Below are 25,478 nucleotides of genomic sequence, written 5' to 3'. Positions count from 1 at the left end.
TGTGAGCATGGTGTGCCGAGCCCGTGAACTCTGGCAGCTTTCTCACGGCTCCTGTTTGGGCATGCCGCTGCAGATCTCGCGTGACCCGCTCCGCCACTACTCGCGCGTCGCGGCGGCTCGTTCGGCGTCGGCTCGATCCAGCAGCGTCTCGATCGCGGCATGGAATCGGCGAGTCGGCGCCCCCGACGAGGTGTCACCGAAGTAGCGTGTCGACCATTCTCCAAGACGCTCACGGGCGACCGTATCCCCGATGACTCGGTCGAGCACAGCGACGATGTCGGGAGTTTCGGCCGCGTCGAGCCACTCGCACACGCTGAGGTAGCCGCCCTCATCGACCTCGGCCTCCGGTGACAGTGGGCGCGTCACCATGAGTGGCCGACCCGTTGCAAGCCGGTCGTAGACCATCGCGGAGATATCGCAGATTGCAACGTCGGGCAGACGCAACTGCCACCCGAGCACCGGGGACTCGTCATAGACGTGCTGCGCTGAGCTATCGGCCTGGTTTGCCTCGGCCAGCATGGCGATGATCCGCTCGTTCGCGGCCCCGAACTCGGGGCTTACGACGCCCGAGCGCGGGTGCGGTCGGTAGATGACGCGATGTCGCCCGGTTGCGATGAGCTGCCTGACCAGGGTCTCGCCGTGCGTCAACACTGATCCGTAGCTCGCAGCAGGCCGATCCCCCTCCCACGTCGGCGCGTAGAACACGACGGTGCGATCGTCGGGCGTGTACGCAGGCTCCCCGCCCAGGTGATCCGTCTGCGGACGACCAATCGCCATGGTGCGCGACTCAACGTCGTACTGCCACAGTGCCTTGGCGAGCCGAGCCCGCGCAGCATCGCCCGCAACAAACGCGTAATCGTACGTCTTGTACTGATTACTCGTCATGTACATTTTGTCGCTCTCACCGTGGTTGATGAAGACGTGCCAGCGCTCGCCATACCGCATCATCTGGAAGTTGCGAGTGTTCTGGTTGACGTAGAGGATCACATCAAGTTGCTGCGTGTCGATGAACTTCTCGATGCCGGTGACCTTGGGGACGAAAGCAACGTCGAGATCGCTCTCGCGCATGAGTTGGAGCGCACCAGCTGCGTTGCGAGCAATGAGCACAACGGGATGAGTTTTGGCGAGCTCTTGCAGGGGCGCGTACCACTGGCGCATCTGATAGATGTTCACGTCGCTGTCGGCAAAGTACACCCCGACGCGGAATCGCTGCTCGGGGAGCTCGCCACGTTCAGCGAGCAGCCCCTTGAGTTCGAAGTAGGCGCGACGCCCCTTGAGGACCCGCTTGGCGAGCTTCACGGCACGTTTGCTGTCCTTCACAATTTGCATCACACCAGAATAGCCCTCGAGACCGAACGGGCAGCACAGAGGCGAGCTATGGGAGGATCATCGGGTGGAGACTGCCCCAAACCCCTCGTTGCCGCCGTTGCCTGCTACCCCAGCGGTCAGCTACGTCATGCCCGTCCTGAACGAGGAGGACTACCTCGCGCGGGCCGTCACCACGATCCTCGCGCAGGAGTACCGCGGCGAGAAGGAGATCGTCCTCGCGCTCGGGCCCTCACGCGACCGGAGTAATGAGATCGCGCGTGAGATCGCTGCGGCTGACCCCCGGGTCCGACTCATCGATAACCCGGAGCGAGATATCCCGGCAGGTTTGAACCACGCGATCGGGGCGAGCACGCACGCGGTCATCATCCGCGTGGACGCGCACTCCGAGCTCACGCCCGATTACACGGAGCGCGGTGTCGCCGCACTGCGAGACACTGGCGCCGCGAATGTCGGCGGTGTCATGCGCGCGGCGGGCAATTCTCCGGTACAGCGGGCGATCGCGCGAGGCTACAACAGCCCGTATGGTCTCGGCGGCGGCGCCTATCACGGAGACGGCACCCCGGGTCCGGCAGAGTCTGCGTACCTCGGCATCTTCCGGCGTGAGGCCGTCGAGGCCGTTGGGGGCTACGATCCCGCAATTCTGCGCGGTGAGGATTGGGAGCTCAACCTGCGGATCCGCCGTGCCGGTTTCGCGGTCTGGTTTGAGCCGGCGCTCGGCGTCACCTACTGGCCGCGGGCAAGCTTCGGTGACCTCGCGAAACAGTTCTTCGCGACTGGCACGTGGCGCGCAGTGCTCGTGCGCAAGTACGGGCGTGCGAACCCGTGGCGCTTCTTCGCGCCTGGCACCCTCGTCATTGCGCTCGCGGTGTCACTCGTGGTGCTTGCCCTGCAGCTCACGACCGTGCTGCCGTGGGGCTGGTGGTCGCTCGGTTGGCTCCCGCTCGCGCTCTACGCGCTCGGCATCGGGTTCGCCGTGTGGCGAATCCCTGAGCAGCGCGGGCTGCGCGACCGCGCGCTCACTGCGGTCGCGCTCGTCACCATGCACACGAGTTGGGGCACCGGGTTCCTCCGCGGCATCACCTTCGGCGGTGGCCGCGTCGTGGACCGCTCGCGGGCGTAGCCGCCAAGGTCTGACCGACGCCGCACGCGCGACCAGGTTACAGCGCGCCCAGCTCCTCGAGGCAGTCAACCACTCGCGCCGTGGCGTTCCCGTCGTCGTGCGGAGTGAACTGTGCACGCCAGGCCGCGTAGGGCTCCGCGTATGCTGCCACCCACGGCGCTGCAGCGCCATGCGCCTGGAGTTCGCGCGCGTGCGCCACGACGTCGGTGCGAGCGGTGAGCAGCGGCCCGGGAGCGGTCTGTTCGAAATCGAAGGTGAAGCCGCGTTCACGGTCGCGATACGCTGCGAGGTCGGGCACGAAGAAAGCCATCGGCACGCCAGCGACTGCCGTATCGAACATCACCGATGAGTAGTCCGTCACGAGCAGGTCAGCGGCAAGGATCACGTCGTTGATGTCTGGATGCGCCGAAGCATCGATGACTCGCGGGTCGCCCCGCAGGTAGCCGCCGAAGGCGTGCGTGCGGGTGTGCCCGCGGGCGACGACCACCCAGTCATCGCCGAGCTCGGCGGCGAGCGCGTTCACGTTGAGCTCGTCGACGACAGCGGCGCCCTGGTCGCGCCAGGTCGGCACGTACGCGAGCACGGAGACGCCTTCGGGGATACCGAGTGCGAGCCGTGCCGTCGACCGTTCGATGGGGTTGCGTGCGTCTCCGAGGTCGGCACGCGCGAGCCTATCGTCGCGCGGATACCCTGATTCGATGATCTCGCCGCTGAACGCGTAGCTCTCGCGGAACTGCTCAGTCGAGTGGGGGTTTTGCGAGAGCATGAGGCTCCACCGTCGGCTCTCGCGGCGGATTGCGAGCCGGGTGCGCAGCGAGACGTTCGGTCTGCCGAGCGCGAGATGTTTCAGCATCGTGCCGTGCCAGGTCTGCAGCACCGTTTGCCCTGCGGATCGTGTGAAGCCGTAGCGGAGCCAGTCGTTGACGACCACGAGGGTTGCGAGGCGTCTCGCCGCGAACCACTCGCGCCCGCCGACGAGCACGGGCGTAGCGCCGGCTGGCACGCTTTGCCGTTCGCTGGTGACGCTCCAGTAGCGCGGCAGCGCGGGGTAGCGTGCTGCAATCTCTCGGTCGATTGCGAGCGGGTTGCAGCTCACCTGCCTCCCGTAGTAGCTCTCGAAGAACACTCCGTCGGCCGAGACCAGCTCGGTTGGGGGGAGGTGGAGCCGTCCAATCGCTGCGAGCACACGCGTCGCGCTCTGCCCGTCGCGGTGTTCGTGGAAGCGGGCCGCGATGCGCCGCACCGCGCGCGTCGACTCACGGTGCGCTGCGCTGCCTGCGGTGAGGGCTGGTTCGAGGGCGCGTGCAACACCCGCCCAGTCGCGTTCCACGATGGTGCCAGCGGTCACTTCGAGTGCCTCGTAGAGCCCGCGCGTGCGCGTGTAGTCTGCGAGGTCGGGCGCGAACCAGAGCACGGGGCGCTCGAGCAGCGAATAGTCGATCGCGATCGAGGAGAAATCAGTGATGAGGGCGTCGAATCCGCCCAGCAGTGGGGTGATGTCGCGGGCGACGTCACTGCCGAGGAGGTGAATATGCTCCCCCACGGCGCTGTCGTATTCACCTTCGCCGAGCGGATGGGAGCGAATGACGAGTCGTGCGTGCGCGCTGGCGAGCGCGTCTCGGAGCATGCCGATCTCATCGCTGCTGGGAATCGCCGGATCGGTGTCGCCGTCACGCCAGGTCGGCGCGTAGAGCACGAGCTTTTCGCCCTCGGCGAGCGGCGCGGCACCGTGTGCGGTGAGCAGCTCTGCCACCGATGTTCTCGCGGCGTGGGCGAGGGTCGGGTCTACGGCCTGGCGTGCGAGCGCATCGTCGCGCGGGTCACCGAGGACCTGCACCTTCCCGGGAGCAACACGAAACGCCGATCGGAGCCGCTCCGCTGCCGTAACTGAGCCTGCGACGTAGAGCGCCACCTGTTTCGTTCCTCGCTCGTACATACGCCGCAGCACGCCGCGAAGGATCGCGGGGCCACCAATCGCGGTCGTCACGGGCGAGTCGAGGTGGATCCGCTTAAGCGGGGCACCATGCCAGAGCTGCACGATGGTGCCGCCAAACACCCCGAACCGGTTCACATCGCCGAGGCCGTGGGTGACGACCAGCGTTGCCGCGCGCAGCGTGGTCCAGTAGCCACGCCAGCCCTGACGCATCACGGGGATGAACCCGGCGTCCGCAGCGAGTCTCGCTTCGGTGTCAGTGGCGACGAGCCAGCTGATCTTGGCATCGGGCTGCGTGCTGGCGACCTCGCGCGCGAGCGCGAGCGCTCCTTCGCCCACCCCGATTCCGCTGCCAAAGGCCCACGTGCCGCGCGCTCGCGGAATGCACAGCGCGAGCAGCCACGACAGCATGTATTTCGGGATCGCGAGGACCTTCGACAGGTTTCCGCTCGAGAAGTGGAATCGGCTCGTACTCATTTGTTTCAACTGTAGAACACGAAAGCGGGCACCGCGCGTGGTGCCCGCTTTCGTGAGAGAGGAGATTCGGTTACCAGTCGAGGGTACCGAGGGTCGCGTTGACCTGTCCGGCAACACCCTGGCGGGTGTAATCGATGGTCACTTCGCTGTCGCCAGCGTGCATGCGGATGAGCGCCGACACCGAGGTGCCGTCTGCCGCGGGAATACCGTCAACCCCGGTGATCACATCGCCAAGCTTCAGCCCAGCCTTGGCTGCAGCGCCGCCTCGTACGAGCTCCTTGATGAGCCCGCCTGCGTGGTTCGCGTCTTGGTCCGTGTCCAGGCTGGAGTCGACGACGCTCGCGCCAAGCAGACCGTGCGAGGGCTTCTCGCCTGCGATGATCTCGTCAGCGACACGGGTCGCAAGGTCCGCGGGGATCGCGAAGCCGAGGCCGGCGCTCGACGCGTTGCCTTCGGTTGCGCCTGGCGACGCAATGGCAACGTTGATCCCGATGAGCTCTGCCTTCGCGTTGAGGAGGGCGCCGCCCGAGTTGCCCGGGTTGATCGACGCGTCGGTCTGCACCACTGGGAGGGTGACCTGGCCCCCGGCCTGCTGCGTGTTCTGGCTCTCACCCGGGGTGTCAAAGCGGAAGTCCCAGGGGAACCCGCGGCCGCCGTCGTTCGGGCTTCCCTCACCGCGGGGGTCTTCCTGCCCCTCCTGGTTCGGGTCCTGCGGGATAAGCGCACTCCCGACGGAGATGCCACGGTTCAAGGCGCTCACGACACCGCTGGTGACGGTGTTGGAGAGGCTCATTGGCGCACCGATCGCGACCGCGAGGTCGCCGACGTTGACCTTGCTCGAATCGGCGACTTCGATGGGCGTGAGCCCCTCGGCTTCGATCTTCACAACGGCAATGTCGGAATAGGGCGCGACGCCCACGAGCTTGCCGTCGAACACGCGGCCGTCACTGTGCTTCACCCGAATGCGGGGATCCGTGGCTGCTCCGTCAAGCGTGACGACGTGCGCGTTCGTGATGATGTAGCCGTCTTCGCTGTAGATCACGCCAGAGCCAGACCCGGCCTCGGTCTGCGATTCAACCGACAGCGTCACAACGCTCGGCGTGGCGACCATCGCTACACCGGAGATATCCGTTGCGGTCTCAGGATTATTGAGCTTCACCGTGCCGCCCTGCTGCGAAACAGCGTTTCCCTTCGGGAAGGAGTTCGCGACGACGAGGGAGGAGACCCCGCCGCCCACAATCCCTCCGATGAGTGCGGCGACCGCGAGTCCCGCCAGGAACGTCCCGGTCGAGTGCCCCCGCTTGCCGGGGTTCGGCTGAGGTGGCTGCCCGGGCGCTGTGGGCGCACTCAGCGTGTCGGCAAGTGCCTGCGTCGGGAACTCCTGTGTGAGTCCTTCAGGCTGCGCGCCTGGCTGCGACGTGGGATGCGCTGTCGGGTATCCCCCTGCTTGAGCCCCAAATGCGGGAGTTACCGCAGGTGGAACCTGCGTCCCGTACGGTGCCTGCGAAGGCTGATCCCCCGCCCCGTTGCCGGGTACTGGGTGCTGTGGTTCGCCCGAAGTGGCACCCGGTTCCGGGGTGAAGTTGTTGTCTGCCATCGTGGCTCCTCTCTCGATGACTCAAGCATTTCGTGTAAGTCTATGAATTACGTTTGGGAAAGCTGCACAACTTCTGCGGATAGCGAAACAGCCCGGCCCGAACCCCTGTGTTCCGGCGCTCGAGTGACCCTCTCTAACGCCGGTCAAGGCGCTTCCTGATGACCACGATTCCGCTGAGCACCCCGCCTGCCGTTGCCATCCCAGCTGCAATGAGCAGAGCAGACATTGACGTCGTCGACATCCCACCCGCGGCCGCTCCGGTCTGTGCCAATTTCGAGGACGTGACCGGCTCAACCGTCAGCTCTGCGGTCTCGTCGGGGACTCCGAAGTCATCGCACCATTCCGAGATCAGGCCAAGTGCTGTCTCAGATTGGTCTTCGTTGAACACGCAAGCCTGCACCGTCACCCACCCCTGGGTGTCGGCGGGGATCTCGAACGGTGGCGCGGCTACCCAGGTCTCGGGCTCAGTGAGCTCGACAAACACTGCACCCAACTCCCGCGCGTCATCGGGCGCTGCCGCCTGTCGGATCGGCACGGTATCGCTCTGATAAAACGTCAGCCGAACGTTGGCCGGTATGCGCTGGCCCGCGTCGTCACGCAACCAGCTGCCACCCACCGCACTCGCCCGAACCGTATCCTCGAGTACCCGTGAGCCGGGTGCGAGGGTGGTCTCCAGCAAGCGGGTCTCCAATCTGAGCTCCGTCGCTACAAGTTGCCGTTCGGTCAGGACGCCAAAGCGGTCTGAGTATCTGGCCCCCGGCTCAAGTATCTCCGAACGCCGCACCTCTTCCGACTGGCGCTCCTCGCTAATGCCCCACACCCAGTAGTAATACCCGGAGGATGCCCCGGGGACCGGGAGGTCCGCACTGTAGTCACCAGGTCCCTGATCAATCGCCAGCGACGCGCTGCCCGCTACAGGCGCTCCCTCCGGAGGGTCGACGCTCTCGGCGTGCGGCGCATCGAATGGGCCGTAGAGCGTGCCATCCGCGACCAGCGGAAGGTACTCCCCATTCCCTCTGGTGGGCCAGGGAGAATCCGCCGCAGTAACCGTCACTGTGTCGCTGAAGACTCCGTCTTCCCGGAGCACGATGTCTCTGGGGACTTGCGTCGCGAGGGCGGGCGCGAAGCGGCTGTCGAACGTCGCGACTACCCCGTCTAAGACCCCAGTGTTGTCCCCGATGACGGGCTTCACTCCCGATCCGATCCGTTGCTCGGTATCGCGGGTGGCCGGGTGCAAGATGAGTTCGGCCGGCCAATACTTCTGTTTGAGCGACCACTTCCCGGAGATCCGCACATCGTTCAAGCGACTCCAGGCTGGCTCGTGAGGGATCGCTTCCCAGCCCACACTGCCGCGCTCGCTGCCCGATATCTTGAGCTCAGTCGAACCGTCCTCGAATGTTCCGCCCTCGATGGCCAGTGAGACCGTGCCTGCCGGATAGCTCACAGTCCCAGTTCCATCGCTGTCACCAGCCACGAGCTCCAGGGCGCCGTTCGGCTCTGTGACGCCGGGCCCGACCGCAGCGGTCTTCGATTCAACGGCGAGCCGCTTCCCCGCTTGGATATGACTCGAGCCCCCGTTCTTGCGAAACAGGTCGTACTTCCCATCGATCCACGCGGCATTGCCTGGCTCGCGCCGAATCTCCCACAGCGCGATCTGCACTGCGGCAGCTTTCGCTGCGTCAGCGGTGTCCCCGTGTTCGGCCAGCACCCAGTTCATCTGGCGGAGCTGCTGCCCGGAGGCCGCCGAGGTTCGCACCTGTCCTTTCCACCCCCACGCGTCGTTGACCGAGATCGAATATGCGGGGAGCTCCGAAACCTTGATGGGTGTGTCTTGCGCACTCAGGGGCGCGTCGGCGCCTGGTTCGAGGCAGTAGGCGCGAGAACCGTCTGCGGCAATAAACGCGCCGACGTGATATCCACCGAAGGACAGCATGCCTTCGAAACTCGCCCCTTGTGCTGCGGAGGCTGCCGCAGGTAGCAGCAGGGGAACTGCGAGCAACGTTGAGAGCAGCCGAAGCCGCCTGCGCGGACGGCGCTCAGGTGCGGGGTGATTCATGCGGACAACCTTTCGTCGAAGAAGAAACATCTTGGATCGTCAGGTTGCCCGCTGCTTGGGATCTCCGCGAATATCTATCCACAGGCCAACGATGGGGCCGATTGGCGCGCTCGTGCGTTCGGTGGTAGAGTAATGTCTTGTGCCGCGGGGTGGAGCAGTTCGGTAGCTCGCCGGGCTCATAACCCGGAGGTCGTAGGTTCAAATCCTGCCCCCGCAACTGGAGAAAAGCTCCTGATCAGATATTTCTGATCAGGAGCTTTTTGTTTTGCCCGTGGGAGTTCGAAGCCGAAAACACTACTTTCAAGAAATGAAAGTAGTTGCTACGCTCAACACATGAGCAACTCAAACCACCACCGGCCACCATCGCAGCCCGAAGCCGAGCAGCTCCTCGCCACCATGCCGCCACGCCCACGGCGGCACCTGGGAACCACAGACCACCTCATCACTGCGGGGATTCTGGTCCTGTCATTCACCGCTGGATTCCTCGCCATGAGTGGACAAGCGTGGTGGGCCGTCGCTCCTGCCCTGGGTGCCATACTCACGGCACACCACTGGGTGAACCGCCGGTTGAGCCGCCCCAACGAGCCACGCCTCAAAGCTTCAACCGCGACAACGGTTTTCACCGTGTGGCTCCTTCTTCCGATCTGGCGCGGCATCACTCAGGGGGAAACGCTCCCCCTCTCGGAGGCCTTCTTCTTTGCCGGCCTTGCCCCGATAGCCTGGCTCGTGTTCTACGCCGTGCTCCTCGTCCGCCGCTGATCCCCCGTGTCCTACACAGAGATCGATGCGCACCTCGTGGCGCCGAAGCGATTCGTCACCATGTCGCACCTCAGCCAGGTCGAACAGGCTGATTACCCAGCACTCCAAGAGACAACGGGGCTCTCAATGCCCGATCTCTCGAAGATCCTCCGGGATCTCGAGGAGCGCGGCCTCGTCGAAATCACCAAGGAGCGCCGCACCCGATATGGCAACACGCTAGTGCGGCTGTCGCCCGCTGGTAAACAGACGTTCAAGAACCTGGTAGCCACCCTCAACCGAATTGCCGGCGGGTAACCTACCCGACTCGCACGACACGCGGTCCCGACGGCGCCAACCCGGGAGGAGACTGCCGCCACCGCAAGCACCCGTGCACCCCACCGAAATGCGGCCTGTGAACGAAGCTCGAGAACACTGCCATTCCGCGTTGCGCGATTTCCTCGCATGCCCACGCCGCCCCCAGAGCCACGCTCAGCACCGACCCAACCAGCGAGCAACACGCCCAAGATTCGCCCGCTTTAGTCGCTACTCCCGCACCGCATTAAGCTAGAGAACGTGACGCGGGGTGGAGCAGTTCGGTAGCTCGCCGGGCTCATAACCCGGAGGTCGTAGGTTCAAATCCTGCCCCCGCAACTGTGAGAAAGGTCCTGGTTTGGAATTCCAAACCAGGACCTTTCGCTTTCTCCGAGGTGCGCTCAGCCAGCAACGAACCGCTGGAGCGCCACCAGCCAGGAACTATTCTTTGTCACACCGGACACGACGTCGTAACCAATGAGCAGCACGATCCGCTCGCGGTTTCGCAGATCCAGGACAAGAGGCGCGCCCGCACGTCGCACCGCACCAAGCGACGGGAACCCGCCACGAACGCCGCCCGCCGTAAACCTGTTATATTCCGGGATATAGGCGCGAGACACGATTGCGGTCTCCCGCGCGCGCAGGGTGCGCCACCCGCGCAGCTCAAGCACGTCGTGCGTGACCTCGATGCTGCCGCTGTGTGGGAACAATAAGCGCGCATCCGCGACCGCGGCGAACCGTCGCGGGACTGTGGCGATCTTGAGCTCCGTGGCTGTCGCAGCGAGGTAGTGCTCCTGGAGTGGGCGTTCCGCCCCAGCAGATCCTTGCCGACTCATTGGGCCGATTCCACAGCAGCTCTACCAGATGCGCATGCGCGCACAGGAACGCGCTCACGCGTCAACAAGCACCCCACGCTTCCTCCTTGAACTCGCCAGCTGACGAGCACCGCCCGCTCCCCTCGCCGCCGGTGCCCTGAAGGTCACACCACAACAGAATAACACCTGTGGATTAAAACGTGAATGGTGAACAAACAAACAAACAGGGCGTCGCCGACTGGAGTCGGCGACGCCCTGCAGCATCTCTCGGCACGCTCGTGTGCCGCGCGCGAGGCAGCAGCCCCGGTGGGACCGCTGCCCTGCTGTCGCTACTTCTTGGCGCGCAGCGTCTTGAAGAGCATCTGCCCGAGCACGAAGGCGAGCAGCAGCGAGAATGCGACGTTCGAGGCAAACGGCGTGATCATGGTCGCGAGTACTGAGCCGAGTGGCGACAGGATGCTCGCAGCGATGCCGAGCACGAGTGCAGCACGCATGTCGACGTTGCCTCGCCTGAAGTTGCCAAGGGTGCCCGAGATCGACCCAGGGATCAGCATAATGAGCGAGGTGCCCTTGGCCACAAGGTCGTTCGCTCCGAAGAAGAACATGAGCGCGGGCACGACGATGACGCCGCCGCCAACTCCGAGAAGGCCGGAGAGCACACCGGTGATGAGTCCGAGCCCCACGAGCCCGGTCCCGACCGCCACCGTCATATCAATCGATGCCTCGCGCTGCGGCACGACGAACCAAAGACTCACGACCACACCGAGGAGAAACACCATGAACAGCCAACGCAGCGCAGCGGTCGGAACCTTGGCGAGCAGGTAACTGCCGATCTGCGCCCCGACGACAATGCCAATGGCGAGCAGCAACGCCGCAATCCAGTCCACGTTGCCCTGGATGCCGTATCCGATGCCGCCGACGATCGCGGCGGGGAGGATCGCGGCGACCGAGGTCCCCGCCGCCAAGCGTTGCTGGTAGCCGAGGAAGATGGTGAGCAGGGGCACAAGGACGACGCCGCCGCCGATGCCGAAGAGGCCGGAGAGCATCCCGGTGAGCGCGCCAAGCAGCGCGAGCACCAGCATCGAGGGTCGGGGCTGATTAAAGTCGGTCGAGGTCATAACGATCTTTCATTGGAGAGTGCAGGTGGAGCGGTGTGGGGAGACTCCCCTAGCCGGCCCCGTCGACGACGGCCGCCGAGCCGTCGGAGCGCGGATCGCTCGCCGCCGAGTACCCGACGCTGCCGTCGGCATGGCGGTCGATACGGATGACGTTCGAGTGCCCGAGCGACTCATCGCGAGACGGCACGGTGACGATCGCGAAGCCTTCGGCCTCGAGCGACGCTTTCGCGGTGTCGGACACGTCCGATTCCACAACGACGCTCACCTGGGTGTCGCCCGTGATCTCTTCAACCATCCAACGCGGTGCGTGGGTGGCTTCCGCGGGGTCGGCACCCGCCAGCATTCGCTCGAGCAGGTGAGTGTGCACCTGGGGCTGCGCCGCGCCGCCCATCGTGGCTGGGACGTAGCGGAGTTCGTCCCCTTCGAGCACCATGACTGGCATGAGGGTATGCCGCGGCCGCTTACCGGGCGCGAACGCGTTCGGGGATTCGGGATCCAGCGAGAACGACGTCCCGCGGTTCTGAAAGATGATGCCGGTCTCAGGCTCGAGGATATGCGCGCCGAAGTCCCAGTACACCGAGTTGATAAACGATACGGCCCAGCCGTCGGCGCTGACCGCCGAGAATCCGACGGTATCGCCGCTCGCCTTCGCATCGCCTCGGATCGGCCGGTCCGGGGCGACCGCAGCGATGAGCTCGTCGCCCGTCGCGCCGTCGAAGGTCGGGTCAGACAGCAGCATGGTGCGCACGAGGTTACTTTCGTAGAACGCACGCGCGAGCTTGCCGGCTCCCTCGCCGAGCGGCTCCGCTATGCCGGCAGTGATGGCGTTGAGCGCGCGAAGGAACATGAAACCGGAGGTGTTCGGCGGCCCGGTGAGCACGCGCAGACCACGGAATTCGGTTTCGATGGGCTCATCCCAGAACGGCCGGTAGGCGGCGGTGTCCTCGAGCGTGATCTTCGACCCAAGCCGCTGCAGCCCTGCGACCCAGCTGCGCGCGAGATCGCCCTCGTAGAACGCGTCGGGTCCAGCGGCAGCCAGCTGTTCAAGTGAGCGTGCCAGGGCCGGCTGCACGAGTGTGTCGCCCTCCGCCAGCGGTTCGCCCCCGGGATAGAACACGTCACGTGCCCCCGGATCCTGCGCGAGCGTCGGCTGCGCCGCGCGAAGCTCTCGGGCAACCGAGCGGGAGTTCGGGAACCCGCCGCTCGCGTACCCAATGGCCGGCGCAAGGTGCTCGTTCCATTGCCGGGTGGCTCCGAGCTGGTGCAGGGCCTCCCATCCCCGGATCCCGCCCGGCACCGTGATGGTGTCGATGCCGCGGAGCGGGAGCGCATCGCCGTGCACGTCGCGGAGCGCTTCGATGCTCTGCCCTGCGGGGGCGGTACCCGTTGCGTTGAGGAACCGAATCTCCCCGTCCGGGCTGCGCACGATCGCGACGAGGTCGCCGCCAAGAGCCACGTTGTTCGGGTAAACGACGCAGAGCGTCGCAGCCGCCGTAATCGCGGCGTCAATCGCGTTCCCGCCGGCCCGCAGCACTGCGGCTCCGGCCTCGGTCGCGAGGTGATGAGAGGTTGAAATCGCGCCAAGCGGTGCGGGGGTCATGACACTGTCTCCTGGTCGTTCTCTACTGTCGGTGTGGGGTCGCTGGCCGGCCCCTGTTTGCCGGCGATCGCGATCTGCTCGGCGATGTCGAGCACGTGCGCGCGGGCCTCAGCCTCAGCGCGATCGCCGTCGCCGTCCGCGATCGCTTCGAAGATGCGGCGGTGAGCGGCGCTCGACACCTGTCGGCGCTCACGGGTTTGATAGCGACTCCCGCGGCTCGGCGCGATCTGCTGCGCGATCTGCTCGTTGATGAGTTCGAGCAACGGGTTGTGCGTGTACTGCGCGATCGACTGGTGGAACGCCCGGTCGAGCTCGGCGTAGCGATCCTTCGTGACGTCCTTTTCCATCGCTTCGACGAGATCACGCAATTGCGCGAGGTCACGCGGCCGCGCGCGGCCAGCGGTGATGCGTGCAATCGGCGGCTCGACGATCGCGCGAAGCTCCATGATGTCGCGGATCTCGGCGTCTGCGGAGCTCACGGCCTCACCGATACGCTCGGCGATACCTGATCGCTCACCCGGGCTGAGCACGACGGTGCCCCGGCCTGGCTTGCGGTCAATGAGGCCCCGGTTCTCAAGTTCGCGCAGCGCTTCCCGGATCGAGACCCGGGACACCCCGAGGTGCTCCGCAAGTTCGCGCTCCGGCGGCAGCCTGTCCCCCGGCGCGAGCTCTCCGTCGAGGATCAATCGCTCGAGGTCTACCGAGAGGCGATCCGGGAGCGACAGCGTCGTCGCTGGCTTCATGGAGGTCCAGTCCATTGCCACTCCTTTCGTTCACTAGTGGAGAAACCGTGTCGGTGCATCGCAACCGCCAACCTTACGAAACTACCCCGTTCTGGGATCCGCCTCGCCGCAATTGACGGGGCGCACTCCACCAGGGTATATTTACCAATCGTTCGAGCAGATGGTCAGACCAACAGTTCATTAACCATACACCGAAGCCCATCGAATTCGATACCCACAGGCCCGCTACACTCCGCCACAAGCCGCGGTGTATGCGGTGCTTCAGCCCGCACGCCCCCATGGAGAATCAATGACGAAATCCCGCCCTTCCGCCCCAACCCCCGCCACGGGGACTGGTGTCACACGCGCCCTCGGTGTCGTGGTTGACGATGCGAAACCCAGCGGCCTGCTCACCCTGTCAGGCGTGGAGATGTGGGAGCGCTTCAGCTTCTACGGCCTGCAGGTCCTACTTGCGTACTATCTGTACTACTCGCTGGCTGAGGGTGGTCTCGGACTCCCCCAGCCTGTTGCTCTCGGCATCGCCGGCGCGTACGGCGGACTCGTCTACATCGCGCAAATCGTCGGCGCCTGGATCGCCGACCGGGTGCTCGCCCCGAAATACGTCGTGCTGATCGGCGGCTCCGCGATCCTCGCAGGCCACATCATGCTCGCCATCGTGCCCGGCCTGACTGGGCTCGTCATCGGTCTCGCCCTCATCGTGGTCGGCACCGGCGGCCTGAAGGTCAACACAACCATGATGGTTGGCGAGCTCTACCCGAACGGCGGACCGCGACGCGACGCTGGCTACTCGATCTACTACATGGGCATCACCCTAGGCGCGTTTGCTGGCCCGCTCGTCACCGGATGGCTCAACCAGTCCTGGGGCTTCCATGTCGCGTTCGGTGCAGCAGCAGCCGGCATGGCGCTCGGCCTGGGTCAGTATGTCTTCGGGATGCGGCGTCTGCCCGCGAGCACCGGCATCGTACCCAACCCGCTCCCCGCCTCGCAGCGCACCCGCTGGATCATCATCACCGCGATTGGACTCGCAGTCATCGCGGCGGCCGTCACTTTCGGCCTCGTCCGCGCCGACAATATCAGCAACGTCGTCGCCCTGGTCGTACTCATCGCAACCATCGGCCTCTTCACGATGCTGCTCACCAATCCACAGGTCACGACCGACGAACGCCGCTCGGTGATCCGCTACATTCCGGTGTTCCTCATGAGCCTCGTGTTCTGGACCCTACTCTTCCAGCTCTTCACCGCGTTCGCCGTCTTCGCTGATACGAAGATCAACCTCACCGTGGGCTCACTCACCATGCCGCCCTCGCTCATTGTCACGCTTGAGAGCCTTGCGGTCGCTGCCATCACCGCGCTTCTCGCCGTCCTCTGGACGCGCAGCCGTGCATCACGTATGCAGCCGGTCACCAAGCTCGTCGTCGGCGTCATCGCCATGTCCGTCGGCGCCGCAGTCATCATCCCGTTCAGCCTCGGCACCGGTCAGTCGATGCCGCTGCTCATCGCGTTGCTCGTCATGGTGTTCTTTGCGCTGGGAGAGTCACTCTTCGCCCCTGCAGCCCTGTCTTTCACCGCAGAGCTCGCACCGAAGGCCGCGAACTCGCAGATGACGGCACTGTACTTCTTGACGATGGCTGGCGGATCGACCTTCGCTGGCTGGATCTCGCAGGCGTACCGCGAGGGCGCAGAGGCGCAGTACTTCGGGATCGTCGCGGCGGTCTCACTCGGACTCATCGCTGCGCTCGCCGTCGCGTACCGGCTCGTCAACCGCGCGCTGGCAACCCACTAGCACCACTCGGCCAACGCACGCAGCGGGACCAGCTGCGTGCGTTGGCCTGCGCCCGAACCCGTCAGTCGTCCGTTCTGTCCGGATACGCGCAAGACTCCGTGCGATCCGCGGCACGACCATGCTGCATCTCCGCGGGAAGCACGATCGCTGCTGGCGCAGGTCATCCACCGAGTTTGCGCAGCAGAAACGGCTGTGGGCCCGGGAACCTTACGGTTCCCGGGCCCACAGCCGTTTCTGCTCTCCTACGGGATACTAGGCCCCGGCCTGCAGCGCGCGCTCAAGCGCTTCAGAGAGTTTCTTGTCGGCTTCCGCGAACTTCGAGAGGTCGCCAGCCTTCATCGCGGCGTCACGCTCGTCGATCGCAGCCTTCATGTCCTTCAGCGCCTTCGTGAGTGCCGCAGGCGTGTCGCCCTCGGCCTCTCCGTCGGGTGCCGGAGTCTCTGCTTCCTCGCCCGGTTCAGCGGGCGTTACGCCCCCACCGTCACCGGCGTTCGCCCCCGAGTCGCCGCCGAACAGCGCGTCCAGCGCACCGTCAAGCGTGTCCTCGAACGCGATGTCGTCACCGAAGGAAACGAGCACCTTCTGGAGCAGCGGGAACTTCGTTCCCGACGACGCCTCAAGGTACACAGGCTGCACGTACAGCAGACCGCCGCCGACGGGGAGCGTCAGCAGGTTACCGCTGATCACTCGCGTGCCACCCTGCCGCAGCAGGTTGAGCTCCGTAGACACCTTCGGGTCGGTATTGAAACTGTTCTGCACCTGGCCAGGCGCCGGGATCGTGTTGCCCTTGGGCAATGCGAGCAGCTTCAACGTGCCGTAGTCCTCAGAGACCTTGCCGGCCTCCGATCCTGCGTTCGAGTTCGCCGCAAGGTATCCGGTCAGGATGTCTCGCGCGCCCTCACCACGTGCATCAGGAATGTACGTCGAGTAGATCGAGTACGTGGGCTCTGCACCCGCCCCAGCAGACAGCGTGAGGTAGTACGGCGGCTGCGACGGGTTCTGCTGAGTCTCGCTCGAGCTCTTTACGGGATCATCCGGCGTACGCCATGCGTCTTCCGCCGAGTAGAACGCGCCGGCGTCAGTCACGTGGTACTTGCTCAGCACCTCGCGCTGCACCTTGAACATGTCGGTCGGATAACGCACGTGACTGAGCAGCTCGCCGCTCATGTCATCGACGCTCTTGAGGGTGCCGGGGAAGATCTTGCTCCACGACTTCAGGATCGGGTCTTCGGCATCCCACGCGTACAGGTCAACACTGCCGTCGTAGGCGTCGACCGTAGCCTTCACCGAGTTGCGGATGTAGTTCACTGGCTTCGACATCATGCTCACGCGGTCGTTGTCCGCGTCAACGGTGAGTGCATTCATGTCACTCACCTCTGAGTACGGGTACTGTTCCGAGGTGGTGTAGCCATCGATGATCCACTTGAGCTTGCCGTCGACCACCGACGCATACGGAGCTGCGTCAATCGTCAGATACGGCGCAACCTTCTGCACACGCGTGACCGGGTTACGGTCGAAGAGCACCTGGGAATCGTCAACGACTGCGCCAGAGAGCAGCACCTCGACGTCCTGGAATTTCAGCGCGAACATGATCTTGGTGAGCATGTTGCTGAGCTTCGGGCCGCCCTCACCCTTGAATGTGGTGAGGTTCGCGCGGCCACCCACAGCTGCTTCGACCTCGGGGTCGAGGTCCTCTGCGGGCACGTCCTCTTCGGCTGCGGCATCGCCTTCCGCGGGCACGTCGCCCTCGGCGGGCGCCTCATCGGTTGCGACCGCGGCCTCAGCCTCGGTGCCGTCTTCCGCCGGAGTCGCGTCCTCAGCGTCCGCGGCCGGAGCCTCGGGGGTGCTTTCGATGTCCGACGGGAAGTCAAGCTCGATCGACTTGTCGCGTTCGCCACCGACGATGGAGTACTCAGGCGAATCCATGCCGAAGTACACGCGGGGCTCAAACTCGCCGAGGCGCCCGCTCGTGGGGATGCCGCTCTCGAGGAACACGGGCTCGCCGCCGGGCGAGCGCTGGTTGCCGTACGCAGCGACCAAGCCGTAACCGTGTGTGAACACGAGGGTCCGGTTGTACCAGCTCGACTGGCCGGAGATATCGATATCGCGGATCGCGGAAACCGTGTCCTCGACCTGTCCATCGAACTCGTAGCGGTCGACATTCAGCGACTTCGGGAACTTGTAGTACTGCTTTGACTGCTCGAGCTGCGCGAAGGTCCGCGAGATCACCTCGGGGTCCATGATGCGAATGTTCGAGGTCGCAACGGCGTCGTTACGCAGCGCGCCGGGCTCCGCGTCGGTCACGGCGTCGTAACGCTCGATCTTGACCTCGTCGAGCCCATACGCCTTACGCGTCGCGTCGATGTTTCGGGAGATGTACTCCGACTCCATGCTCTGCTCGTCGGGGACGACGCGGAACTGCTGGATGGCCCACGGGTATCCGACGCCGAGCACGAGGCTCGACACGATGAGCAGCGCGGTGCCAATGACCGGGATTCGCCACTTGCCGGTAATCGCCGTGATGATGAACAGCACCGCGACAATGGCGGCGATGCCCGCAAGGATCTGCTTGCCGGGGATTGTTGCGTGCACGCTCGAGTACATGGCACCGGTGGCGTAGCCCTCGGTGCTCGTCACTGTCGCGTACTGGTCGAGCCAGAGGCTCACTGCCTGGATAACGAGGTACAGCGTCGCGAGGATCGCGGTCTGGATTCGCGTCGACTTCGAGACACGGAACTCACGCTCAGTGAAAGAGATGCCTCCGTAAAGGTAGCTCGTTGCAGCGCCCACGAGGAGCGAGATCAGCACCACTGCCGAAGCGAAGCCGGCGATCGACTGCCAGAGCGGCAGATCGAAGAGGTAGAAGGAGATATCAAAGCCGAACTGGGCGTCCTTCTCCCCCGCGGGTTCAGAGTTCCACCAGAGCAGCACTGTGCGCCAGTTGGAGGCCGCGGCGATGCCGGCGAAGATGCCGAGCACGGCGGGAAGTAGCCACTTCACCAGCCTCCGCAGGGGCTCCACCACCTCCTGGTAGCGGTCAAGCTGCGCGGTGAGTCGCGCGTATACCGGACGCTTCCGGTACGCAATGTCGATCGCGAGGAACACCGGAATCGACATCGCAAGGAAGCCGACGATGAACATAGCGCCTGCCGCGATCCACTGCGTCGCAAACACGGGGAGATACCCGAGCTGGTTGAACCACAGGACCTCAGTCATCACTGACGAGACCGCGAGGAACGCGATAATCAGCACGACCACAAGAATGATCGTGATTGCGAGCGGGGAAAGGCGGCGCGATCGGGGGGCAGAAGTAGTCTGTTCGGTCACCCTACGATCGTAGCGTTTCGCTGCTGGGGATCTTGTGGGAGATCGCGGCCCGACAGAGCTGTTCGCAGTGGGCGCAATGCAATCGCCACACTCTCGGCGCCATCCCACCTCGGTTGCCGTAGCGTTGTACACGTACATAGGCATGAGGAGAACGCCGTGAGCAGCGACGAAACACAGCCAGGGGGTCCGAACGATTCGTCGGGCCCCAACTTCGAGGAGTTGCAGCGCATGCTGCAGAATATGCTCAGCGGTCAACAGGACGCGGAGCTCGATCCCAGCGTGCTCGCTAAGGCCGCGGGCATCTCAGGCGACCCTGCCGTGCTCAACGCGCTGTTTTCAACACTGCGCGGAGCGATGTCGAACCCGAGCGACAAGATCGACTGGTCGGTCGCGCGGCGCACTGCGCTCGACGCAGCAGGCGGCGAGAACGCCGTCAACGCGGCACCTGCCGACCGCGCATTCCCCGTGGCATCGCTGTGGCTCGACGAGGCGACCGAGCTCGGCCCTACCCCCGACGCACCGCGCACCGTCAACCGGATCGAGTGGGTCCAACGTTCCATCGATACGTGGATCGCGCTCGCCGAGCCCGTCGCCGAGTCAGTCTCGCAGGCACTCATGAACACCATGAATAGCCAGATGCCCGAAGAGATGGCCGCAGCGCTCCAGCAGGCAACCCCGATGCTTCGCAGCGTGGGTGGCGCGCTCTTCGCCGTTCAGCTCGGTTCCATCGTCGGCCAACTCTCGGGCGAGGTGGTCTCCGCCGGCGACGTCGGAATCCCGCTCTTCGCAGGCCCCGGGTACGAGGGCGGTGCGCTTTTGCCGAGCGGCATCGCGAAGTTCGCTGAGGGGCTCGACCAGGATCTCGAGGCGGTCACGCTGTACCTTGCCGTCCGCGAGCTCGCACACGCACGGCTCTTCAGGCACACGAAGTGGCTGCGTTCTCACCTACTGACGGCGATCACTGACTACGCTCGCGGGATCCACATCGACACCGACCGCATCGAGGAGCTATCGCGCGACCTCGACCCCTCGCAGCCGGATCAGATTCAGGAGATCCTCGCCAGCGGAGCGCTCTTCCCGCCGAAGACGCCTGCGCAGGAAGCTGCACACGAGCGCCTCGAGACCATGCTCGCCCTGATTGAGGGCTGGGTTGACATCGTGACGGAGGATGCGACGCGTCGCCTCCCCGGCGCCGGCGGCATCGCCGAGATGGTCAGGAGACGCCGCGCGACTGGCGGCCCCGCGGAACGCGCGTTTGCCGCGCTTGCTGGGCTCGAGCTGCGCCCCCGCCGGTTGCGCGAGGCCGCAGCAATGTGGCGTGCCGTGGCGGATCGTGGCGGCCAGACCGCCCGCGACAACCTGTGGTCGCACCCCGACATCATGCCGACCGCCGAAGAGCTGGACGCACCGGACATGCTCCTCAGCCGGATCGGCCTGCTGGGCAACGGTGACATTCCGTCTGACCCCTTCGATGACGAGCTCAAGAAGCTCTTGAGCAATGAGTTGCCATCGCGGGACGCCGATGGCTCCCCTGAGCCGGGCGAACCCGACACCCCACCGCAGGCGTAACCGTCCGGGCGTTCCCCACAGCGGGAGCGCCCGACGCAACGATCCTCGCGGACTGTGGAAAACAGGGTGACGCGACTCGAGGACCCGCAGACTGCTTGGCATGAGCAGCTCTCCCGTAACACTCCAGATCGACCCCGATTACCCGATCGTGTGGGAAAACACGACAACGATCCGAGTGGGCTTCGAACGAACCATCGCCCGCGTTGACGCGGCGTCGGCCGCGGTGCAATCCGTGATCGCCAAACTCATACGCGGCGCCTCCGCCGTCGAGCTCGAGACTGGAGCGAATCCTCTCACGGAAGCGGCGGTTGCTGCACTGCAACCGGCCCTCGTCAGCGAACGCACCGGGAGTGCGCAGGACGACCCGCCCCACGCTGCGACGCCATCTGCTCCGGCGGCGACTCCCCCGTCGCAGCTCAGACGCGCCCCGCTTGGACCCGCGTCCCCGCAGCTCGAACGTGCTGCGCGCACAACCGCACGCTCGCTCGCACAGAGCAGCGCCGATGCACTGACTGCCACTGATGGCATTGTCGTACCGCAACCGAGCGTACGCACCCGCGTGTCCGATGACGGCAGAGAGGTGCCCGGGCTGCGCAACGCTCTCGCCGCCAGCCGCGTGTGCACGTTCGAACGAGCTGCCGGCCCACCGGATCTCGCCATCGAAGTACTTCGGTACCTCGAGCCACTCGGACGCACCAGCCGATGGCTCGGTGTCGGCGTACCGCACCTGCTCATTCGCTTCACCGACGCCACCGCGAAGGTCGGGCCGCTCGTCGCCGCAGACGGGGCTCCCTGTCACGGCTGCGAAACGCTGCACCTCACCGATACCGACCCGGCGCTCCCGGGAATTGCGGCCCAGCTCTACGGCGCCATCCCGAGCACGGAAACTCCGGAGGTAGGCCTGCTCGTCGGCGCCGCTGCCGCGTACTTTGTGCAAGCCTGGCGGCGAGACGAGGCGTGGGTGCACGACCACCAGCTCTCAATTTCAGTGACGCACGGCCGACTCGACGCGATCCCGAGCGTTGCGCACATTCGCACCCACCCCGCCTGCGGCTGCGCGCTCAGCGATGGATCCCGGCCTCCGCCACGAACCGCGACGGTTGCCGAGCCGTCCGCGCTGCACTCGCAAACCCAGACAGCAACAGCACGTCGCGGGCACGGGTGAAGGCCACGTAGGCGAGCCGGCGCTCTTCTTCGAGATCACTTTCGGACTGGGCATGCGAAATCGGGAAGATCCCCTCGCTCAACCCGACCACGTGCACAAGCGGCCACTCCAGGCCCTTTGCGGCGTGGACGGCGCTCAGGGTGACCGCCTCCATCTTGGGCTCGTGCTGCGCTCGCTGTCGGGCAAGCAGCTCCTCGGAGAAATGCACGATTGTCGTTCCCGCCGGCATCTCGTCAGCGAGCGAAAGAATGGAGTTCAACGCCTCCCAGCGCTCGCGCTCGGCCGGCCCCTCGGGTGGCTTCGCCGACCATCCAACTTCCCGGAGCATGTCGCTCACGATCTGGAACAGCGGCCGATCGTCTCCGGCCTTTGCCTGCCCACGAATGAGCAGAATAGCCCGGCGGACGTCTGCGCGGTCGTAGAAACGTTGCGCTGCGTGCACCCGCGCCGGAATGCCCTCGGCGGCGAGCGCCTCCTCGATTCGCGCCGACTGCGCGTTGGTGCGATACAGGATGGCGATGTCTGACGCCGGCACACCGCGTTTGCGGGCCTGCGTGATGGCCTGAGCAACGGCACGGGCTTCGTCCTGCTCGGTTTGGAACCATTCGAACTGCGGGACTGCGGCACTTGCTTCACGCATTGGGCTCAGTTGCAGTGCGCCCGGCTTATCTCGCATGAGTCGGTTGGCCCCGACGACGATTTGCGGCGTCGAGCGGTAGTTCCGTTCGAGCCTGAACTCTCGGGCGTTGGGATACTCGGCTCCGAAGCGCAGCAAGAAGGAGCTTGATGCGCCAGCGAACGAGTAAATAGTCTGGCTCGCGTCACCAACAACGCACAGGTCATCGCGCGCACCGAGCCAGAGTTTCAGGAGGTGCCGCTGCAGCGGCGAGACGTCTTGGAACTCGTCGACGGTGAAAAAGCGGTATTGCTCGCGCACCTGCAGCGAGGCGCGTGGTTCGACCTCGAGCATGCCGGAGAGCAGCACGAGGACGTCCTCGAAGTCGATCTGCCTGCGGTCCTCGAGGAGCTTGGTGTAGCCCTGATGAATGGCAATGAGCTTCTCGGGCTCCACGCCCGCGAGCGCCGGTCGCTGGTCGAGCTGCTGCGCGTAGCTGTCGATGCTCAGCATGGAGACCTTGCGCCACTCGATCTCCGCCGCAATGTCTCGGAGCGTCTCTCCGCCGAGCCGCATCCCCATCGCCTCGACGGTCTGCGAGATCGCCGCGACCTTTCCCGGAAGCAACTGTGGGGCATCTCCGCCGACAAACTGCGGCCAAAAGTGACTGAGCTGTGCGAGGGCGGCGCCATGGAAGGTACGCGCGCGCACCCCATCGGCTCCGAGCTCGCGGAGCCGCCCCTGGAGCTCGCCCGCGGCTTTCCTCGTGAAGGTCACCGCGAGCACGCGCTGCGGATCGTAGACGCCGGTGCGCACGCCGTAGGCGATGCGGTGCGTAATCGCGCGCGTTTTGCCGGTGCCCGCGCCGGCGAGCACGGACACGGGCCCGCGAAGCGCGAGGGCGATGTCGCGCTGGTCTGGGTCGAGCGCCGCGAGAATCTCCCCTGCGTCGCCGGTCACCGCGGGGTGTCCTGCGCCCAGGTGTCAAGCAGCCAGCCCGCGATAGAGAGTGCTCCGGGGAGCAGGAGGCCGGACTGCGGGTTGCGGATCTCGTCTCGCGTGAACCAGCGCAGCTCGGAGATCTCGGTGGGGTCCGCGGCGAGCCCCTCAGGGTCCTGCCCTGCGGCAAGGTTCGCATGGAACCCGAGCATGAGCGAACGCGGGAACGGCCAGGGCTGCGATGCAACGTAGCGAATATTGTCGACGCGCACGCCAGCTTCCTCGAAGACCTCGCGTTCGACAGCGCCCTCGAGTGTCTCCCCCGCTTCGACGAATCCGGCGAGCAGCGAAAAGCGCCCCGTCTCCCACAGCACGTTTGACCCGAGCAGCACGCGGTCCTCGTGCGTGATGAGCACGATCACTGCGGGGTCGGTCCGCGGAAACAACTCGCCGCCCGAGGCAGTTCGCCGTGACCAGCCACCGTCTGCGACCTCGGTGGCCTCACCGTCGCGCGGCGAGAACTGGGCCGACTCATGCCAGCGGATCACCGCGAGCGCCATCGTGACGAGCTCCCGCTCAGCGTGGTCGAGCCTCATAGCGGCGACGAACATGTGCTTCCAGGTCACGCCCGACTCGTCGGTGGTTTCTTCCGTAGCGACCGCAAAGACGGGGGCTCCGTCGCGCAGCCCGAGGTAGATGCGCTCGTTCGGCGGGGCCGACACGCGGCGGGTGGATACCAGCGCAAGCGTGCGATCGACGTCGTGCACCGGGATGCTCGGGCCGTGCACACGGAGCACGAGGGCGTCCGCCGCCGACCAGGCTCGTTCGAGGGCCTCCGCTGAGCCGCGGGTGGCTGCGTCCCGATCGATCAGACCTCCGGCTAGCGGCACTTGTTCCACACTCATACATCGATCTTCTCAGACTTCCGGCTCGGCTCAGCGCAGGAATCCTCAGAGACTGCCGTGCGGTGCGCGTGGCGCGCTGCGAGTTGCCTGTCGGGTGCATACGCTGATTGTCATGGCCACCCTCACCCTCACTCTTGCTGCGCTCGCGACGTCCGCGGTGCCCGGTCTCGTAGCGGTCGCGGTGCGGCCGCACCACACCTCGGGTGATGCGTTTGCGGCGGCGATTCTTACGACGCCCGACGATGAGATCATCGTGAGCGTGCCGCGCACGCAGCAGGCGGAAACGACGCAGTCAGCCTCGACGCTCGGGCTCGCTGCCCTCACTGACGGCGCACGCGCCGAGCTGCCGTTCGCCGTACCGCGGTCGCTTGGCATGACCCGTGCCGGCGCCACTCGCGCCGTCGCGACGACCTATCTGCAGGGCTCACGCTTCGACGTCAGCGATCTCAGCGCCGATGCCATCCTCATTGATTCGATCGCTGAGAGCCTCGCCGCGATTCATTCGCTCCCGCGGAGCGTCGCGCAGCAGGGCGGCCTCGTCGAGCGGAGTGCCCGCGATCAGCGTCTCCTCGTGACACGCATCGTCGACCGCGCGCAGGCCACCCGCTATCTCCCGGAAACCGTGCACGCACGGTGGACCGAGGCATTGGAGGCTGCCGAGCTGTGGGATTTCGAGCCGCGGATGGTGCACGGCTCCTTCAACGCGGATGCGTTACTCATCGACGACGACCGCATCGTCGGAGTGCTCGATTGGTCTGGGCTGTCCGTCGGGGACCCGGCGAGCGATGTCTCGTGGCTGTTCGAGGCAGGCGACGACGTGTTTGACGCGGTCATGGGCCGGTACGCGAAGCGTTCCGGCGTGGGCGAGTCGGCCACGATGCGGAGCCGCGCGTCGTTCTACCACGAGCTTGAGATCGCGAAGTGGCTGCTCCACGGTGTCGATACCCACGACGCTGAGGTGATCGATGACGCGGTCGCCATGCTCGACCGGTTGGTGGACCGGCTGAGTTTGCTCGACGGTCCGGTGCCGAGTCGCGACGCGTTGGGTGAGGCCGCCGCGATGGACCTGCTCACGCAAACCCCAACGGTGACGGACCGATTGTCAGATACCGCGGCGTTCGAGGCGCTTGATGAGGATCGCATGTTCGGGTTCGACACCGACTTCATCGAGCCGCTCACTGCCGAGGATGCCGACGCTGCGGAAGCGGCTCAGAGCCAGTCGGCAGCGGAGCAGGCAGCACACGACGAGCAGCCGACAGAGCCGCATGACGAGATGCTCACCGCGCCACTCAGCGATGATGAGTTGCCGCGCTCGCAGCGCAGCTAGCCTGGGTCG

The 25,478-nt window shown here is 65.5% G+C and carries 18 protein-coding genes and 2 tRNA genes; 9 read left to right on the top strand and 11 right to left on the bottom strand.

Translation table 11 applies throughout. The features are described from left to right. Positions 1-96: 96 nt before the first annotated feature. A complete protein-coding gene (locus AUL38_RS02510) occupies positions 97-1,329 on the bottom strand; it encodes a CDP-glycerol glycerophosphotransferase family protein (RefSeq protein ID WP_059059042.1) in 1,233 nt (410 codons plus the stop codon). 64 nt (positions 1,330-1,393) lie between these two features. On the opposite strand from AUL38_RS02510, the gene AUL38_RS02505 reads away from it, so the two are divergent. Next, positions 1,394-2,449 carry a glycosyltransferase family 2 protein gene (locus AUL38_RS02505; protein ID WP_235590571.1) on the top strand — a complete coding sequence of 352 codons (1,056 nt, stop codon included), beginning with the start codon at positions 1,394-1,396 and terminating at the stop codon, positions 2,447-2,449. Positions 2,450-2,486: 37 nt separating this feature from the next. Here the strand turns inward: AUL38_RS02505 and AUL38_RS02500 are convergent, their stop codons facing one another. The 3 genes from AUL38_RS02500 to AUL38_RS02490 all read right to left on the bottom strand — a co-directional run bounded on the left by AUL38_RS02500 (position 2,487) and on the right by AUL38_RS02490 (position 8,512). Continuing rightward, positions 2,487-4,859: a CDP-glycerol glycerophosphotransferase family protein gene (locus tag AUL38_RS02500; RefSeq protein ID WP_059058973.1), complete on the bottom strand. Its 2,373-nt coding sequence runs from the start codon at positions 4,857-4,859 to the stop codon at positions 2,487-2,489. 70 nt (positions 4,860-4,929) lie between these two features. Continuing rightward, a complete protein-coding gene (locus AUL38_RS02495; protein ID WP_059058971.1) occupies positions 4,930-6,456 on the bottom strand; it encodes a S1C family serine protease in 1,527 nt (508 codons plus the stop codon). A 133-nt stretch (positions 6,457-6,589) separates the two neighbouring features. Beyond that, positions 6,590-8,512 carry a hypothetical protein gene (locus tag AUL38_RS02490; protein WP_059058969.1) on the bottom strand — a complete coding sequence of 641 codons (1,923 nt, stop codon included), beginning with the start codon at positions 8,510-8,512 and terminating at the stop codon, positions 6,590-6,592. A gap of 143 nt (positions 8,513-8,655) precedes the next feature. Between AUL38_RS02490 and AUL38_RS02485 the strand changes: the two genes are divergently transcribed. From AUL38_RS02485 to AUL38_RS02470, 4 genes are all read left to right on the top strand, one after another. Further along, positions 8,656-8,729: transfer RNA gene (locus AUL38_RS02485), tRNA-Met, on the top strand. 116 nt (positions 8,730-8,845) lie between these two features. Continuing rightward, positions 8,846-9,271 carry a hypothetical protein gene (locus tag AUL38_RS02480; RefSeq protein ID WP_059058967.1) on the top strand — a complete coding sequence of 142 codons (426 nt, stop codon included), beginning with the start codon at positions 8,846-8,848 and terminating at the stop codon, positions 9,269-9,271. Positions 9,272-9,277: 6 nt separating this feature from the next. Beyond that, the gene (locus tag AUL38_RS02475) at positions 9,278-9,565 is read left to right on the top strand and encodes a transcriptional regulator (protein ID WP_059058965.1); all 288 of its coding nucleotides are present in this window, start codon (positions 9,278-9,280) and stop codon (positions 9,563-9,565) included. Positions 9,566-9,827: 262 nt separating this feature from the next. After that, a tRNA-Met gene (locus AUL38_RS02470) sits at positions 9,828-9,901 on the top strand. 62 nt (positions 9,902-9,963) lie between these two features. Here AUL38_RS02470 and AUL38_RS02465 read toward each other — a convergent pair. From AUL38_RS02465 to AUL38_RS02450, 4 genes are all read right to left on the bottom strand, one after another. Beyond that, complete coding sequence (locus tag AUL38_RS02465; protein ID WP_059058963.1) at positions 9,964-10,398, bottom strand: hypothetical protein; 435 nt, start codon at positions 10,396-10,398, stop codon at positions 9,964-9,966. 308 nt (positions 10,399-10,706) lie between these two features. Then, entirely contained in the window at positions 10,707-11,495 is a 789-nt protein-coding gene (locus tag AUL38_RS02460) for a sulfite exporter TauE/SafE family protein (protein WP_059058961.1), read from the bottom strand. Between the two features lie 49 nt (positions 11,496-11,544). Next, positions 11,545-13,095 (bottom strand): gamma-glutamyltransferase family protein, encoded by a 1,551-nt coding sequence (locus AUL38_RS02455; protein ID WP_059058960.1) that lies wholly within the window; start codon positions 13,093-13,095, stop codon positions 11,545-11,547. Beyond that, a complete protein-coding gene (locus tag AUL38_RS02450) occupies positions 13,092-13,853 on the bottom strand; it encodes a FadR/GntR family transcriptional regulator (RefSeq protein ID WP_059058958.1) in 762 nt (253 codons plus the stop codon). Before AUL38_RS02450 ends, AUL38_RS02455 begins: the two co-directional genes overlap by 4 nt. A gap of 274 nt (positions 13,854-14,127) precedes the next feature. Here AUL38_RS02450 and AUL38_RS02445 point away from each other — a divergent pair, with 274 nt between their 5' ends. Next, a complete protein-coding gene (locus AUL38_RS02445) occupies positions 14,128-15,621 on the top strand; it encodes a peptide MFS transporter (RefSeq protein ID WP_059058956.1) in 1,494 nt (497 codons plus the stop codon). A gap of 252 nt (positions 15,622-15,873) precedes the next feature. On the opposite strand, the gene AUL38_RS02440 is transcribed toward AUL38_RS02445, so the two are convergent. Further along, complete coding sequence (locus tag AUL38_RS02440; RefSeq protein WP_059058954.1) at positions 15,874-18,948, bottom strand: UPF0182 family protein; 3,075 nt, start codon at positions 18,946-18,948, stop codon at positions 15,874-15,876. Between the two features lie 156 nt (positions 18,949-19,104). Between AUL38_RS02440 and AUL38_RS02435 the strand changes: the two genes are divergently transcribed. Together AUL38_RS02435 and AUL38_RS02430 are read left to right on the top strand one after the other, a co-directional pair. Next, on the top strand, positions 19,105-20,517 hold the full coding sequence (locus tag AUL38_RS02435; protein WP_235590570.1) for a zinc-dependent metalloprotease: 1,413 nt from the start codon (positions 19,105-19,107) through the stop codon (positions 20,515-20,517). Between the two features lie 100 nt (positions 20,518-20,617). Further along, positions 20,618-21,682, top strand: coding sequence for a hypothetical protein (locus AUL38_RS02430; RefSeq protein ID WP_059058953.1), 1,065 nt, complete (start codon positions 20,618-20,620; stop codon positions 21,680-21,682). Here the strand turns inward: AUL38_RS02430 and AUL38_RS02425 are convergent. Beyond that, on the bottom strand, positions 21,579-23,258 hold the full coding sequence (locus AUL38_RS02425) for an ATP-dependent helicase (RefSeq protein ID WP_059058951.1): 1,680 nt from the start codon (positions 23,256-23,258) through the stop codon (positions 21,579-21,581). The genes AUL38_RS02430 and AUL38_RS02425 overlap by 104 nt on opposite strands. Continuing rightward, positions 23,255-24,142 (bottom strand): NAD(+) diphosphatase, encoded by an 888-nt coding sequence (gene nudC, locus AUL38_RS02420; RefSeq protein WP_059058949.1) that lies wholly within the window; start codon positions 24,140-24,142, stop codon positions 23,255-23,257. The genes AUL38_RS02425 and nudC overlap by 4 nt, the downstream gene beginning before the upstream one ends. A gap of 112 nt (positions 24,143-24,254) precedes the next feature. On the opposite strand from nudC, the gene AUL38_RS02415 reads away from it, so the two are divergent. After that, positions 24,255-25,469: a phosphotransferase gene (locus AUL38_RS02415; protein ID WP_059058947.1), complete on the top strand. Its 1,215-nt coding sequence runs from the start codon at positions 24,255-24,257 to the stop codon at positions 25,467-25,469. Positions 25,470-25,478: the final 9 nt, after the last annotated feature.

Source organism: Leucobacter sp. G161 (assembly GCF_001482305.1).
Lineage (GTDB): Bacteria > Actinomycetota > Actinomycetes > Actinomycetales > Microbacteriaceae > Leucobacter.
This window is presented reverse-complemented; position numbering and strand designations above follow the sequence as displayed.

Bases quoted from the DNA above. Each gene is read 5' to 3' on its own strand.
- AUL38_RS02430 (WP_059058953.1), top strand. From the start codon at position 20,618: ATGAGCAGCTCTCCCGTAACACTCCAGATCGACCCCGATTACCCGATC.
- AUL38_RS02455 (WP_059058960.1), bottom strand. From the start codon at position 13,095: ATGACCCCCGCACCGCTTGGCGCGATTTCAACCTCTCATCACCTCGCG.
- AUL38_RS02415 (WP_059058947.1), top strand. From the start codon at position 24,255: ATGGCCACCCTCACCCTCACTCTTGCTGCGCTCGCGACGTCCGCGGTG.
- AUL38_RS02465 (WP_059058963.1), bottom strand. From the start codon at position 10,398: ATGAGTCGGCAAGGATCTGCTGGGGCGGAACGCCCACTCCAGGAGCAC.
- AUL38_RS02480 (WP_059058967.1), top strand. From the start codon at position 8,846: ATGAGCAACTCAAACCACCACCGGCCACCATCGCAGCCCGAAGCCGAG.
- AUL38_RS02460 (WP_059058961.1), bottom strand. From the start codon at position 11,495: ATGACCTCGACCGACTTTAATCAGCCCCGACCCTCGATGCTGGTGCTC.
- AUL38_RS02495 (WP_059058971.1), bottom strand. From the start codon at position 6,456: ATGGCAGACAACAACTTCACCCCGGAACCGGGTGCCACTTCGGGCGAA.
- AUL38_RS02510 (WP_059059042.1), bottom strand. From the start codon at position 1,329: ATGCAAATTGTGAAGGACAGCAAACGTGCCGTGAAGCTCGCCAAGCGG.
- nudC (WP_059058949.1), bottom strand. From the start codon at position 24,142: ATGAGTGTGGAACAAGTGCCGCTAGCCGGAGGTCTGATCGATCGGGAC.
- AUL38_RS02500 (WP_059058973.1), bottom strand. From the start codon at position 4,859: ATGAGTACGAGCCGATTCCACTTCTCGAGCGGAAACCTGTCGAAGGTC.
- AUL38_RS02490 (WP_059058969.1), bottom strand. From the start codon at position 8,512: ATGAATCACCCCGCACCTGAGCGCCGTCCGCGCAGGCGGCTTCGGCTG.
- AUL38_RS02450 (WP_059058958.1), bottom strand. From the start codon at position 13,853: ATGGACTGGACCTCCATGAAGCCAGCGACGACGCTGTCGCTCCCGGAT.
- AUL38_RS02445 (WP_059058956.1), top strand. From the start codon at position 14,128: ATGACGAAATCCCGCCCTTCCGCCCCAACCCCCGCCACGGGGACTGGT.